Source organism: Martelella sp. AMO21009, from assembly GCF_053484295.1.
On sequence record NZ_JBAKFR010000037.1, the window covers coordinates 1 to 13890 of the forward strand.

The 13890-nt window shown below is 61.0% G+C and carries 11 protein-coding genes and 4 tRNA genes; 4 read left to right on the forward strand and 11 right to left on the reverse strand.

The genetic code is table 11. From position 1 onward, the window contains the following. Positions 1-103 precede the first annotated feature (103 nt). Entirely contained in the window at positions 104-1711 is a 1608-nt protein-coding gene (gene tig / locus V6766_RS22625) for a trigger factor (RefSeq protein ID WP_448470517.1), read from the reverse strand. A gap of 196 nt (positions 1712-1907) precedes the next feature. Further along, positions 1908-1983, reverse strand: a tRNA-Thr gene (locus V6766_RS22630). A 165-nt stretch (positions 1984-2148) separates the two neighbouring features. On the opposite strand from V6766_RS22630, the gene V6766_RS22635 reads away from it, so the two are divergent. Beyond that, on the forward strand, positions 2149-2922 hold the full coding sequence (locus V6766_RS22635) for an NAD kinase (RefSeq protein WP_448470445.1): 774 nt from the start codon (positions 2149-2151) through the stop codon (positions 2920-2922). 225 nt (positions 2923-3147) lie between these two features. Here V6766_RS22635 and V6766_RS22640 read toward each other — a convergent pair. Both V6766_RS22640 and V6766_RS22645 read right to left on the reverse strand, forming a co-directional pair. Then, a tRNA-Arg gene (locus V6766_RS22640) sits at positions 3148-3224 on the reverse strand. Between the two features lie 87 nt (positions 3225-3311). Beyond that, on the reverse strand, positions 3312-3617 hold the full coding sequence (locus V6766_RS22645; protein WP_018067707.1) for an ETC complex I subunit: 306 nt from the start codon (positions 3615-3617) through the stop codon (positions 3312-3314). A 498-nt stretch (positions 3618-4115) separates the two neighbouring features. Between V6766_RS22645 and V6766_RS22650 the strand changes: the two genes are divergently transcribed. Next, positions 4116-5588 carry a diguanylate cyclase domain-containing protein gene (locus V6766_RS22650; RefSeq protein WP_448470447.1) on the forward strand — a complete coding sequence of 491 codons (1473 nt, stop codon included), beginning with the start codon at positions 4116-4118 and terminating at the stop codon, positions 5586-5588. Positions 5589-5711: 123 nt separating this feature from the next. Here V6766_RS22650 and V6766_RS22655 read toward each other — a convergent pair whose 3' ends face one another. Next, positions 5712-6656 carry an AEC family transporter gene (locus V6766_RS22655; protein ID WP_448470449.1) on the reverse strand — a complete coding sequence of 315 codons (945 nt, stop codon included), beginning with the start codon at positions 6654-6656 and terminating at the stop codon, positions 5712-5714. Positions 6657-6689: 33 nt separating this feature from the next. Beyond that, positions 6690-7433, reverse strand: coding sequence for a cytochrome c biogenesis CcdA family protein (locus tag V6766_RS22660; protein ID WP_448470451.1), 744 nt, complete (start codon positions 7431-7433; stop codon positions 6690-6692). 240 nt (positions 7434-7673) lie between these two features. Here V6766_RS22660 and V6766_RS22665 point away from each other — a divergent pair. After that, positions 7674-7749 (forward strand) — tRNA-Lys (locus V6766_RS22665). Positions 7750-7836: 87 nt separating this feature from the next. Continuing rightward, positions 7837-8610, forward strand: coding sequence for a YrhK family protein (locus tag V6766_RS22670; RefSeq protein ID WP_448470453.1), 774 nt, complete (start codon positions 7837-7839; stop codon positions 8608-8610). A gap of 20 nt (positions 8611-8630) precedes the next feature. On the opposite strand, the gene V6766_RS22675 is transcribed toward V6766_RS22670, so the two are convergent. The 5 genes from V6766_RS22675 to V6766_RS22695 all read right to left on the reverse strand — a co-directional run bounded on the left by V6766_RS22675 (position 8631) and on the right by V6766_RS22695 (position 13871). Beyond that, positions 8631-10412, reverse strand: coding sequence for an SLC13 family permease (locus V6766_RS22675; protein WP_448470455.1), 1782 nt, complete (start codon positions 10410-10412; stop codon positions 8631-8633). Positions 10413-10693: 281 nt separating this feature from the next. Next, positions 10694-10769: transfer RNA gene (locus V6766_RS22680), tRNA-Lys, on the reverse strand. Positions 10770-10914: 145 nt separating this feature from the next. Further along, the gene (locus V6766_RS22685) at positions 10915-11823 is read right to left on the reverse strand and encodes a PhzF family phenazine biosynthesis protein (RefSeq protein WP_448470457.1); all 909 of its coding nucleotides are present in this window, start codon (positions 11821-11823) and stop codon (positions 10915-10917) included. Between the two features lie 7 nt (positions 11824-11830). Continuing rightward, the gene (locus tag V6766_RS22690; RefSeq protein WP_448470459.1) at positions 11831-12577 is read right to left on the reverse strand and encodes an NUDIX hydrolase; all 747 of its coding nucleotides are present in this window, start codon (positions 12575-12577) and stop codon (positions 11831-11833) included. Between the two features lie 217 nt (positions 12578-12794). After that, positions 12795-13871, reverse strand: coding sequence for a BMP family ABC transporter substrate-binding protein (locus tag V6766_RS22695; protein WP_448470461.1), 1077 nt, complete (start codon positions 13869-13871; stop codon positions 12795-12797). Positions 13872-13890: the final 19 nt, after the last annotated feature.

Sequence of the window (13890 nt, forward strand, 5' to 3'; positions counted from 1 at the left end):
TGTAGAACGCGTCCAGTCCTCCACCGTAGGTGGAGGTTTATTTTGGATATAAAAAGCCCGCCCGGGCGAACCGGGCGGGCTTGAAATCCACAAAGCCGCAGGCTTATTCGGCGCTGTCGTCGGCCTTCTTCGGTGCAGCCTTCTTGGCCGGAGCCTTTTTCTTCGGCGCGGGCTTCTCGTCGCCGTCGGCATCAGACTTGGCAGCAGCAGCCTTCTTCGGAGCGGCCTTCTTGGCAGGCGCCTTCTTGGCGGCAGGCTTTTCAGCCTCTTCCGAAGCTGCGTCATCCTCGGCCTTGGCGGCGGCCTTCTTCGGCGCAGCCTTCTTCTTGGCGGCGGGCTTCTTTTCAGCCTTCTTGGTCGCCGCTGCTACCTCGTCGTCGTCGTCCGCCAGCAGCTCTTCCTTGGAGACCGTGACATCCTTGACGTCGATGCCTTCGAGCAGGTGGTCGACCACCTTTTCCTCGAAGATCGGCGCGCGCAGCGATGCCTGGGCGCCGGGGGTTTCGCGGAAGAACTTCAGGATTTCCTGCTCCTGACCGGGATACTGACGCATCTGGTCGTAAAGCGCGCGCTGCATTTCCTCATCGGAAACCTGAACGCCGGCCTTCTCGCCGATTTCGGAAAGCACGAGGCCGAGACGGACGCGGCGCTCGGCGAGCTTGCGGTATTCGCCGCGGGCTTCCTCTTCCGTGGTGTCCTCATCCTCGAAGGTCTTGCCCGAACGTTCCAGATCGGCCTGGACCTGACGCCAGATGTTTTCGAACTCGGCATCGACCAGCGACTGCGGGGCCTCGAAGGAATACTGTTCGTCGAGCTGATCAAGGATCTGACGCTTGACCTTCTGGCGGGTGAACTGGTTGTACTGGCCGACGATCTGCTCACGCACGAGTTCACGCAGACGATCGGCCGATTCCAGACCCAGCTTTTCGGCCAGCGCGTCGTTGATCTCGAGTTCGCCGGCGGAAGCGACTTCCTTGACCGTCACATCGAACACGGCTTCCTTGCCGGCGAGATGTTCGGCCGGATAGTCTTCCGGGAAAGTGACCTTGACCTGCTTTTCATCCTCGGCCTTGACGCCGACGAGCTGCTCTTCGAAGCCGGGGATGAAGCGGTTGGAACCGAGCACAAGCTGCGAATCGGTGTCGGCGCCGCCTTCGAAGGCTTCGCCGTTGATCTTGCCGACATAATCGATGGTGACGCGGTCGCCATTGGCGGCCTTGCCCTTCTTGGTCTCGTATTCGCGGGCGTTTTCAGCAACCGCCTTGACCTGCTCCTCGACTTCCTCATCGGAGATGTCGACGACCGGGCGCTCGACCTTCAGGCCGTCGGTCGGCTGCAGTTCGAACTTCGGCAGAATTTCGTAGGATACGGTGAATTCGAAATCGATTTCGCCGTTCAGGACCTTGTTGGCCTCGCCCTCGTCCTCGGTCATGTCGATCTTCGGCTGGCCGGCGGCGCGCTCGCCGCGCTCGGCGATCACGGCCTGCGGCTTTTCCTGCAGCGTCTCGTTGACGATTTCCGCCATGACCGACTTGCCGTAGAGCTTCTTGAGGTGCGACATCGGCACCTTGCCCGGACGGAAGCCGTTGATGCGGACCTTGTCCTTGGCGTCCGCCAGGCGTTCGTTCATGCGCGCCTTCAGATCATCCGCAGGAACTGTGATCTTGATTTCGCGCTTCAGCCCTTCGGCGAGCGTTTCGGTTACCTGCATATCCATACCTTCATTTCATATCGGCTTGAAAGCCGTTGGGTTACATGCGCAAACGCGGCGTCATGGCCGGGCGCGACTTCTTGCAATATCCTCGGCATTTTGACAAGCTTTTCCGGGCTTGGGCAAAATGGCGCCAGGGCGTCTCCCTGCCGGACGTGTCGATTTCGACGCCCTGGCGGTCACCCTGAAAGCGGCTTGGTGCCCCCGGCAGGATTCGAACCCGCGACCCTCTGATTACAAATCAGATGCTCTACCAACTGAGCTACAAGGGCATTGGGCATGCCAACTATCAGATTTGGTCCTGCTGTAAAACGAAAAAATCATCTATTTCGCCGCTATTTTGGCGCAGCCGGGAAGATCGGCGGCGCGAGGGGCTTGCAAATCGCGGCCCGCTCGGGTGATCTGGCCCCCGCGCCAAACCCGAACGGAAAAGCGATATGCCAAAGACCACACCCGCCCTGTGCTTTCTGTCTTCCGGAACCGAAGATGCCGAGGTGGCCTTAGCCGAACTGACACAGCTTTATGGCAATGTTGCGCCGGAAGAAGCGGATTACATCGTGGCGCTCGGCGGCGATGGCTTCATGCTGCAGACGCTGCATGAATACATGAACTCCGATACCCCGGTCTACGGCATGAACCGCGGCTCCGTCGGCTTCCTGATGAATGAATACTCGACCGTCGATCTGCTGGGCCGTCTGGCGATTGCCGACATCAACGAGCTGCGGCCGCTGCGGATGACCACGCGCAATGCCGACGGAACCTCGTCGATCGCGCTGGCGATCAACGAGGTCTCGATGCTGCGCCAATCGCACCAGGCGGCCAAGCTGCAGGTCAGCGTTGATGGCAGGGTGCGCCTGCCGGAGCTCGCCTGCGACGGCATACTGGTGGCAACGCCGGCCGGCTCGACCGCCTACAATCTCTCCGTCCACGGCCCGATCATTCCGCTGGAAGCGCCACTTCTGGCCATCACCCCGGTCAGCGCCTTCCGCCCGCGGCGATGGCGCGGCGCATTGCTGCCGAACACCGCCGTCGTCGATATCGTGGCGCTGGAGCCCGAAAAGCGCCTTGTCAACGCCTTCGCCGACCATACCGAGGTCAAGCACGTGCTCCATGTCCGCATCGAACAGGACCCCGACGCCCGTGCCAAGGTGCTCTCCGACCCCAACCGCTCATGGTCGGAACGGATCCTGGCGGAGCAGTTTTCGGATTAGAGCCCGATAACCAACCGGTTCATCGCTATCCTTACGCGATCTTCGTGCCGCCTAGCGCATCGACTCGAAAATCGGAATCGACTTCCGAAAAGAACGATGCGCAGAATTCGCTAGGTTGGAGCGATGGAACATTCTAGACCATCGACAACCCGTTCGGCACGAGATTGTCACCTATGTCTTAGGTACAAACTGTTACCTATGTCTTCGGTCCGGACATGAAATCCTTGGCGACCCCTGCAGGATTCGAACCTGCGACCGTCGGCTTAGAAGGCCGGTGCTCTATCCAGCTGAGCTAAGGGGCCGGGTATGGGCCGTATCAATGCCTGATGAGGACATAAAGGGCAAGCCTGAAGCAGTCCTTGCGCCGCGCTGACGGCGGCGGACCGTAATCAGTGGGTCCAGGGCTGGGTGCGGTTGGGGCTGAAGTTCTCCGAATAGGAGACCACCTTCACCGTCTTTTCCTTCGGGGGGATGACCCGGTAGGCTATGCCCTTGCGGCGGGCATAGTCCTCGGCGTCCTGCTGGGTCTCGAAGCGCAGCTTGACCTGCTGCAGCGTGTCTGACGACGAGGTATAACCGAACAAGGGATCGATCGTGCGCGGCGCCTGCTGGTCGAACTCAAGCACCCATTCATGGGTCTTGGCATTGCCCTGCTGCATCGCCGATCTGGCGGGGCGGTAAATCTTCGCCGACATCGCTTTTGCTCCGCTTTGATTGTCCGGCCGGCGGCGTTGCACCAGCCCGTGCCCTTGTTACGCAATTTTTGCCCATGAGCAATAAAAATCAAGCCGAAAAACCGGCGACAGCATGCGAATATGTCCACAAATGCCTGAAATGACGCCGCCTCGCAGACCAGACCGCCGAAACGCCAGCAGGCAAAAGGGTGCGGAGGGTTGTGGTTTCTCTGCAAGTCAAATACATCTGGGGTGAGAATAGCATTTGTCGCCCGCCCTGCGTGTCGGGGAGGCAAGCTGCGTACGGAACCGGCCCGATTGCGCCGGCAACGACGCGGGACCCAAAAATTGCGGGCGGCAAATTTCGGCGGATAGCCTTATAGTCCCATGTCGGCAAAAGAGAATACTGAGTCGCGATCAGCGATGCGGACAAAAGAGTGAACCGATGGTTGCGCTTACATGATACTGCACCTCCGGTTCCGCATCGGTCGCCTGATTTTTCGCTGACGGGACGCACGAATGATGAGCATTAAGTTGGAAGACAGCTCTTTTGAACAGATGTTTGAACTCGCGCCCATCGCCATGTGGGTCGAGGATTTCAGCGGCGTCAAATGCCTTTTCGACCGTTGGCGCTCCGCCGGCGTGACGGATATCGAGGCGTTTCTCAGGGCCGACCGTTCGCGCGTTGCCGCCTGTTCGCGGGCGATCCGGGTGCTGCAGGTCAACCGCAAGACGCTTGACCTGTTTGAAGCCAGCGACATGGAGCAGCTGGTCTCCAGCATTGATCTGGTGTTTCGCGACGACATGCTGGAAAGCCATATCAATGAGTTGGTCCAGCTGTTCGAGGGCGCGCATTCCTTTTCCAGCAACACCGTCAACTACACGCTCTCCGGCAAGCGGCTCGATATCCAGCTTCGCGGGCAGGTTCTGCCCGGCCATGAGGAAACGCTGGACCGGATCCTGCTCACCACCGAGGACGTCTCCCTGCGCGAGGCGGCCCACCGGCGCGAACGCGCGCAGGCGCTCTATGCCCAGGGCCTGTTCGAGCATTCTCCGGTCTCGCTGTGGGTCGAGGACTTCTCGCGTATCCGCAACCTCTTGGAGGACCTGCGTTCGCGCCACATCGTCGATCTCAGGGTGTTCATGGACGTGCACCCCGATTTCGTGCGTCAATGCCTGAACGAGATCAAGGTGATCGACGTCAACCAGGCCACGCTCGACATGTTCCGCGCCGCCGACCGGCAGGCCCTGTTGCAGAACCAGCATGCAATCTTCCGCGACGATGTCGAGGAGCATTTCCGCGAACAACTCATCGACCTGTGGGAGGGGCGGCTGTTCCACAGCCATGAGGTGATGAACTACGCCCTCGACGGCTCCGAGCGCTACGTGCTGCTGCATTTCTCCGTCCTGCCGGGTCACGAGCACGACTGGTCGCTGGTGCTGGTCTCGCTGACCGACATCACGGCGCGCAAGAAGGCGGAGGCCTATCTTGAATATCTCGGCCGTCACGACGTGCTGACCAAGCTCTACAACCGCTCCTACTATACCGAGGAGATCAACCGGCTCGAGCGCAAAAACTTCCGGCCGCTCGGCGTGCTGATCATTGATCTCAACGGCCTGAAGGAAGCAAACGATTCGCTTGGCCATGATGCCGGCGACGGTCTTTTGCGCCGGCTTGGCGAGGTTTTGAATGAAGCCGTCAGCGCTCCCCATTGCGCCGCGCGCATCGGCGGCGACGAATTTGCCGTCCTCATGCCGGGTGCTGGCGAGGACGACGTCAAGGTCATGGTGGAACAGATCGACAAGCTTCTGAGTATCAACAATCAGTTCTACGCCGATGCTCCCATCAGCGTATCGGTCGGCGTGGCGATCTGCGAGAACGGCGAAAGCGTCGAATCCGCCGTACGGCGCGCCGACCTGGAAATGTATCATGAAAAGCGGGAATACTACGCGTCGCTCCCCTCGCTCGACAGGCGCAACCGCAGGCGTTGATACCCCCTGCCGCGTGAGCCACGAAGGCCTGAGCGAAGGCAGAAATCTGATCCAGAGCCGCCGATCCCTTTGTTCTTTTTGTTTCGGCAGGCTGTTCGACAATCCGTCTCGTGCCGACTTGAGCTAAAACGGAATCGCATCGGCGCTGATCAGCGCCAGCAACGCGCCGAGCGTCGCCACCGAAGCGACTGTCGAGATCAGGATCGTCGCCGAGGCGCGCTCATACCAGATGCCGTACTGGCGGGCGATGACGAAGACGTTGGTCGCCGTCGGAAGCGCCGCCATCAGCACCGCCGCCTTGACCCAGAGCGGATCGAACCCGCCATGCGCCGTCATGAACAGATAGACCACCAGCGGGTGGAGGATGAGCTTTGCCGGCACGATATAGTTGATTTCCGCAGGCACCCGCCTGACCGGCCTCAGCGCCAGCGTCACGCCCATGGCAAACAGCGCGCAGGGCGCGGCCGCCTGGGCAAGATAATCCACCAGCCGGTTGAAGGCCTGCGGCACGGCAAACCCGGATGCAGAGACAGCAAAGCCCAGCGCCGTCGCCACCAGAAACGGATGAAGCAGGGCCCGCAGCACGATATGGCGCACCAGCGAACGCCCTCCCCCGCCGCCGGCCGTCGCCATCACCGTCGGCGCGACGATAAAATGCACCGCGTTTTCGAAGCAGATGATCAGCGCCACCGGAACGGCAGCCTCCTCCCCCAGCGCCAGCAGCGCAAGCCCCGGCCCCATATAGCCGATATTGCCATAGCTGCCGGCAAAGGCCTGGATGGTCGTTTCCCGCACCCCGTTCTTCTTCCACAGATAGCCGATGGCAAACAGCAACAGAAAAACGGAATAGGTCGCCGCAAGATCGATCGACACGAAATCGAGCCGCGTCAGTTGCTCGAACGGCGTGCGCGAGACCAGCTTGAAGAACAGCGCCGGAAGGGCGGCATAGATGATGAAGATATTGAGCCAGGCGGTGCCTTCTTCGGGATGGCGAAAGATCTTCGCCGCGCCGAACCCGATGACGATCAGCCCGAAAAACGGGAAAAGCAGCGCTAGAATATCGGCCATGGCTCCGGTCGCTTGGTGGCGGGCAGCGCGACGTTAGCCGATACGCGAGAGAACCGGAAAGGTCTGCTGAAACCAGATCGCCATATCGGCAATGAAGCCGAAAAGAAAGGCGACGCCGGTGAGAATCAGCAACACGCCCATGATTTTCTCGACAGCGCCCAGATGTTTGCGAAACCGCGTCAGAAACCGCATGAAGGCGCCGGAAAAATAGGCCGCGATCCAGAACGGCACGGCGAGACCGAGCGAATAGACGGCCAGCAGCACAGCGCCGTTCGAAACCGTCGCCTTGGTGGCGGCCACGGCGAGGATCGCGCCCAGAACCGGCCCGATGCATGGCGTCCAGCCAAAGGCGAAGGCAAGCCCCATGATATAGGCGCCCGTCACGCTTGCCGGCTTGCCGCCGCCGTGAAACCGCGCCTCGCGTGAGAGAATCGGAATCCGAAGCACGTCCAGGAAATGCAGCCCCATCAGGATGATGATCACGCCGCCGACCTTGCTGAGGATATCCATATACTGGCGCAGCAGCTGCCCGATGCTGGACGCGCCCGCGCCGAGCGCCACGAAGATCGTCGCGAAGCCGAGCGTGAAGAAGAAGGCCGGCAGCAGCACCGCCCACTGGTTTGCCGGCTTGGCTTCGCCGCCACCCTTCAACTGGTCGACCGAAATCCCCGCCATGTAGCAGAGATAGGGGGGCACCAGCGGCAGCACGCAGGGCGAGAGAAAGGACAGCGCGCCGGCCAGAAGCGCGCTCAAAAGGGAAATATCGCCGATCGACAAGAAACCTGCTCCAACACCTTGCAATTGCGGGCGCGGGCAATGCCCGAAACCCATGCTCGCGACAGCGTAAATGCCCGCGCAACACGTCCGCGGGTCTTAAACCAGATGGCCGGTCAAATCCAATCACCTTTCCGCGCGCCGAAAACCGCCCTATTATCGCTTTCGCGGCGCGATTTCGGGTTGACCTTCATAAAGACCCTTTCTATGTTCCGCCCACTTTCAGCCGGGCATCCGGCTCGGGAGAGCGTAGCTCAGCCGGTAGAGCAACTGACTTTTAATCAGTAGGTCCAGGGTTCGAACCCCTGCGCTCTCACCACATTCGTTTTTCAACCGGTTTTGATTTTCCTTCCCCGCTTCGCTAAAACACGGCCGAGCGCCAAGCGTATCAATCTCGGGGGACCGCATGCCGCATATGTTCGTCAATCGACCGCGTCTTCATGACGTGATTGCCGATACGCCGGCGGAGCGAAAGAATTTCCGGTGGGAGACGATCAACGCGATGGCCTATCAGGCCGGTGGGCTGATCTTCATTTTCGGCAGCATCTGCTTCTTTCCCGCGCTTTCGGCCTATGCCGATCTTGGCGCCTGGATATTCTTCTTCGGCTCGCTGATCTATCTGCTCGTGACCGGCCATGATCTGATCGAGGTTTTCGTTTACGCTAGGCAGCGCAACGCCCCGGAAACGGTGTGGGACAGGCTGGAGGCCTGGGCGGCGTGGACCTATGTCTTCGGAACCGTGCTGTTCGTGGTTGGCAGCGTTTTCTTCCTGTCTTCCGTCGATCTGCCCAAGGCCGGCGCTTGGTGCTTCATCATCGGCAGCGTCTTGTTCGTGGTCGGCGCGGTGATCAACGTCATCCAGATCGTCCAGGCCGACGATCTCGTCACCCTGCAGATGATGAACCTGACCGCGCTGACCTTCGTGGTCGGCTCGGCGCTCTTTGCCGTCGCTTCGATCCCCTATCTCTGGACGCTTGCCAGCGAGCGCGACGAAACCCTGCTCGATGGTTTCCTGGCGTGGCAATATCTGGTCGGCAGCGTCCTGTTCTTCATCGGCGGTCTGTTCAACTACCGCCGCGCCTATCGCGTAGTCGCCACCGCGCTGGGAAAGCCGACCTCCTATGCGCTCCACCCGCTGAAACCGCTCGCGCCGCGGAGAAAGAAACGCTGGGAAGAGTGACTCTCGGAGGGGGGCGGCAATCACATCGGGAAGAAGAGACCTATCGCGAAAACGGACGTGAGGCCGACGATGATGTTCATCGGAATGCCCATCTTGAGGAAATCGCTGAACCGGTAGTTGCCGGCCCCATAGACCAGCGTGTTGGTCTGGTAGCCGATCGGGGTCGCGAAACTCGCGCTGGCGGAAAACATCACGGCGACGACGAAGGGACGCGGATCGAGGCCGAGCTGGTTCGCGAGCGCTATGACGACCGGCGTGTAGACAACCGCGACAGCGTTGTTGGTGACCGTCTCCGTCAGAATGGATCCGACGAAATAGACGGCGAGCAGCATGAGCACGGGCGAAAGGTTTTCCAGCCACGGCCTCAGCATGCTCACGACCAGTTCGACGGCCCCGCTGTTCTCCAGCCCCGAACCGACAATCAGCATCGCGAAGATCAGGACCAGAATAGATCCGTCAATGGTCTGCCATGCCTCGTCGCTGTCGATGCAGCGCAGCGCGAGAATGACGGCGACGCCCAGCAGCGCCAAAATACCGATGGGCATCACGTTGAAAGCGGCAAGCGCGACGATGCCCACCAGGGTCAAAACGGCGATCGGCGCCTGACGCCGCCGAAAAGCGCGGCCGCCAGGTTCCGTCACGGAAACGACGTCACCGACCCTCGACAGATCGCTGAAACCCTCGGAAGTACCCTCGAGAAGCAGCTTGTCGGCCGGACGCAACTGAACACTCGGCAAGTCCGGCCCTGCAACGTGACTGGCGCGGTAGGCCCCGAGGACGCGCATGCCCACGCGCCTGCCGAGCGCCAGATCCGCAATCCTGGCGCCGGAGCTTCTGCGCGACGGCGATACGATCACTTCGGCGACGCGCAACTCGGCATCGGGCTCCACGCCGACAGATCGCCGCAGGCCGACCTGCAGTCCCGCCTGTTCCTCGAAGGTCAGGAGTTCGGAAGTCGGGGCAATCAGTATCACCGCATCCCCCTGCTGGATGACATGTTCGGGCAGACCGCTTCTCTCGATGCTTGTTCCGCGCCGGATGCCGGTGACGCGGACGCCGGTGCGCTGAAAATCGCTGACGTCCGAGAGTGCTTTGCCGATTCCGTCATAGTCGGACAGAATGGTGACTTCGGACAGAAAGGGCGTCTCCTCGTTTTCGACGTTCTGATCGGAATCGCGGTGCGGAAGCAGGAACTTCCCGAGCACGAAAACCGAAACGCCGCCGACGAGAGCCGAAATAATGCCGACCGGCGCGATCTCGAAAATGGAAAACGGCTCGAGGCCGTTCTGCTGCGCAACGCCGGCCACCAGAAGGTTGGTCGAGGTGCCAATCAAGGTACAGGTGCCGCCGAGAATGGCCGTATAGGAAAGCGGTATCAGCAATCGGGTGGGCGCCATGCCGAGGCTTGCCGCGAGGCGCACCACGACCGGAATAAGCACGAGAACAACCGGCGTACTGTTCATGAAGGCGGATGCCGATGCCGCCACGACGATGAAGATCGCAATCGCAAGCACCGGATGGGATTTGGCGCGCTCCACGATGAAGCCGGCAAGAGCATCCAGCACCCCCGTCCTGAGCAGAGCGCCGGAAACCACGAACATCGCGCCAATGGTGATCGGGGCGGAACTGGAGAAGACGGCCATCACATCATTGGTGGGCACAAGGCCCAGGACAATGAACACCGCCGCGCCGATGACCGCCGTGATATCCGGCGGATATTTTTCGATGGTGAAAGCGACGAACAGAAGCCCAAGGAGCACCAGTGCCACGATGGATGGGGAAACGCCGATGAACTCGATCATGATTCTCCGTTCTGCTGTCCGGCGTGGGAGCAAATGCTGATATTCATTTTACCGCGTCCCGGCTTCCGACAAGCTGGAAACGGGAAAACCACGTCACGCGCGCCAAGGGCCGAGTCAGCGGGTGCCTCGCGGTCTGCTTGCCGAAAATTCCCGTAGATCCCGGCCCGCCGGGATTGCGAAGGCGTTTGGCAGCCGCGTGACATCTTGCGAAAATAAAGTCACAAAAACGGGCGCAGGAAAAGCCATAACGTCCTGCAGCACAATGATTTATTTGAGGAAAATGGTGGGTGATGTAGGTCTCGAACCTACGACCCGCTGATTAAGAGTCAGCTGCTCTACCAACTGAGCTAATCACCCACGAGAACGGCGCGTTTGCGTCGTTGGAGGCGCATATAACGGGGATTCGGGGGCTTGTCCAGCACTGCAAGTGAAATTTTCGGCTTTTCGTGAGCGGCCAAGGACTTATCGGTGGGAAACGGTCGCTTGAGGCTGTCGGGGCGCCCTACAGCAGCGTGCCGCGCGCTACCCGGACCGCCTGCCCGCCGATACGCGCGGCGGTTATTTCACCGGCCGCTCCGGTCTCCAGGTTGAGCCGGATATAGGACGGACGGCCCATTTCCACGCCCTGCTCGATGACGAAGGTGTGAGACCCCTCGCCCGGCGCGTCGAAATGCTGGATCGCACCCGAAAAGGCCGCGGCGGCCGAGCCGGTCGCCGGATCCTCCTCGATCGTTTCGGCGGCGAACATGCGGACGTGGAAATGCGCGTCATGGCGCACCCCGCCTCTTGTGTAGGGATAGGCCCATACAGGCAGGCCATCGACAAGCGGCGCGAAGGACAGCCACTGGCGCTGATCGAATTCGACCTTCTCCACCACCGAAAGATTGCGCAGCGGGATCATGGCGAAGGGAACGCCGGCCGACCAGATCGTCGGCACGTGATTCTCGAAGCCGATTTCGGCCGGCGAAATGCCGAGCGCATCGGCAAGCTTCTCGCGCGCGATGACCTCGTCAGACCGGCGCGAGAGTTTCGGCAGGTCGAATTCAGCGAAGCTCGCGGCCCCCGGCTTGAGCTTCACGGCACAGCGAACGGGGCCGATCTTTTCCGCCAGCACCGTGACCATATCGATGTCCGCATCCTCGCCATGCTGACACTCGGCAAGCGCGATCGACGCGCCCACAGTCGGGTGGCCGGCAAAGGGCAGCTCCCCGCCGGGCGTGAAAATGCGGGCCGCGGCCGAGTGCGAAACATGCTCGGGCGCGCTGAGGAAGATCGTCTCCGACAGGTTGAACTCGATGGCGATCGTCTGCATTTCGTCGTCGCTCAGCGCGTCGGCGCCGAAGACCACGGCAAGCGGATTGCCCTTGTAGCGCTCCGCCGTGAACACGTCATAGATCACATAATCCAGCATGGTGTCGTCATCTCCTCAGTCCGCCGTCGAAAAACAGTTCGAGCACGGGCAACATCGAATAGGCGTAGTCGAACGCGTCGCGGTTTTCACGCGTGATCGCCAGAACCGCGTCAATCTCCTGCTCGTCGTCGTGGCGCATATGCTCTCGCACATTGGCCATAAGAGCATCGGCGTCAAGCGCGGCGTGGAAAAACCGGTAGAACATGACAGCCTGGCGGAAATGCGCGCAGTAATAGCCCGGCCGGGTTTCAAGTTCATCAAGCCGCAGCCCTGTTTCCTCCGCCGCCTCGCGCGCCATATTGGCATCAATATCGACGCGGCCGTCAACGATATCGGCGGGTTCGAGCGAACCGGACGCGCAATAGACCTTGCCGGCATTGGCGGTGGTGGGGCTCATGCGGATCGCGATGATCGCGCCATCGGCCGAGATGATCACCGGCATGGCGAAGGAATGGAAGGTCGGGGGGCGCGGCTCCTGCCGCCGCCACCAGAGATGATAGGCGTAGGGAACGTTCTGGCCGGCGGCGGTCACCGCGCCGTCTTCAAGGCGCACCGCGTTCAAGGTAATCAGCCGGCCATTGAACAGATGCGGATTGGCCGAAACCTCGCGTTCCCAGTTTTCCTGCACCTGCCTGTTGAAACGGGAAATGCCGGCCCGGTCGCCCGCCTCCACCTGGATATCGATCGTTGACACCGGAAAGGCGCAGCCCTCGGCCGGCCAGTTGTCGGGGATCAGGGAGTTGAAAGTCTGCATTCGGGTTCCGGATCAGTATGCGGGCGTACGAACCGTGCACAATCAAATTCGTTCACGTGCGCAGGCTAAGGCGCATCGACGCGATTTGGAAGCACGCGTGGCGCGATTTTGGATCAAAGATGCGGCACGCGGCTGACCACCGCCGCAGCTCGAAAAGAGAAAAGGCCCGGCGTCGAAAACGCCGGACCCTTGCTAAGCCAGTCCCGAGACCGAGCCCTTATTCAGACTTCGGCAGCGAACCTTCGACGCCTTCGACCAGAACATTGAGGCCGAGCAGCGTGCCGTCGTCGGCTACTTCGCCTTCGGCGAGGAACGGCGTGCCATCCTGCAGGGTGACGGGGCCGGTGAAGGGCTTCAGTTCGCCGGAAATGATCTTTGCTTCAGTCTCTTCGGCGAGTTTCTTCACGTCATCCGGCATGTTGGTGTAGGGCGCCATGGTGAGGATGCCGTCCTTCAGACCATCCCAGCTCTGCACCGATTCCCAGGTGCCGTTCTGCACGGCCTCGACGCGCTTGATGTAGTAAGGCGCCCAGGTGTCGATGATGGCGGTGAGCTGGGTTTCCGGTCCGGCCTCGATCATGTCGGAGGCCTGACCGAAGGCCTTGATGCCGCGTTCGGCGGCGATCTGCATCGGCGCGGTGGTGTCAGTGTGCTGGGCGAGAACGTCGACGCCCTGGTCGATCAGCGCCTTGGCGGCGTCGGCTTCACGGCCCGGGTCAAACCAGGTATTGGCCCAGACGACCTTGGTCTTGAAATCCGGATTGACCGACTGCGCGCCGAGTTGGAAGGCATCGATGCCCATGACGACTTCCGGGATCGGGAACGAGCCGATATAGCCGCCAATGCCCGATTCGGAGATCGAACCGGCGATCACGCCGGAAATGTAGCGGCCTTCATAGAAGCGCGAATTGTAGGTCGCGACATTGTCGGCGGTCTTGTAGCCGGTGGCATGCTCGAACTTCACATCCGGATATTTGGCGGCGACCTTCAGCGTCGGCTCCATGAAGCCGAAGGAGGTGGTGAAGACGATGGTGCAGCCGGACCGCGCCATGCGCTCGATCGCGCGCTCGGCATCCGGGCCTTCCGGCACGTTTTCGATATAGGCGGTTTCGATGTCGAGCGTATCCTCGAGCTCCTGCCGCGCGATGTCGTGGGCCTGGGTCCAGCCGCCATCGGTTGCCGAGCCGACATAGACGAAGCAGGCCTTGACGTCTTCCTGGGCGCTGGCGCCGGTTGCGTAAAGCCCGGCGATGATCGCCGCCGAGGCGGCCAGTGCGAAGTTCAGCGTTTTCATCGTTCACCTCATTTGGTTT

Bases quoted from the DNA above. Each gene is read 5' to 3' on its own strand.
- V6766_RS22675 (WP_448470455.1), bottom strand. From the start codon at position 10,412: ATGATCGAGTTCATCGGCGTTTCCCCATCCATCGTGGCACTGGTGCTC.
- V6766_RS22655 (WP_448470449.1), bottom strand. From the start codon at position 6,656: ATGGCCGATATTCTAGCGCTGCTTTTCCCGTTTTTCGGGCTGATCGTC.
- V6766_RS22695 (WP_448470461.1), bottom strand. From the start codon at position 13,871: ATGAAAACGCTGAACTTCGCACTGGCCGCCTCGGCGGCGATCATCGCC.
- V6766_RS22690 (WP_448470459.1), bottom strand. From the start codon at position 12,577: ATGCAGACTTTCAACTCCCTGATCCCCGACAACTGGCCGGCCGAGGGC.
- V6766_RS22635 (WP_448470445.1), top strand. From the start codon at position 2,149: ATGCCAAAGACCACACCCGCCCTGTGCTTTCTGTCTTCCGGAACCGAA.
- V6766_RS22670 (WP_448470453.1), top strand. From the start codon at position 7,837: ATGCCGCATATGTTCGTCAATCGACCGCGTCTTCATGACGTGATTGCC.
- V6766_RS22650 (WP_448470447.1), top strand. From the start codon at position 4,116: ATGATGAGCATTAAGTTGGAAGACAGCTCTTTTGAACAGATGTTTGAA.
- tig (WP_448470517.1), bottom strand. From the start codon at position 1,711: ATGCAGGTAACCGAAACGCTCGCCGAAGGGCTGAAGCGCGAAATCAAG.
- V6766_RS22645 (WP_018067707.1), bottom strand. From the start codon at position 3,617: ATGTCGGCGAAGATTTACCGCCCCGCCAGATCGGCGATGCAGCAGGGC.
- V6766_RS22685 (WP_448470457.1), bottom strand. From the start codon at position 11,823: ATGCTGGATTATGTGATCTATGACGTGTTCACGGCGGAGCGCTACAAG.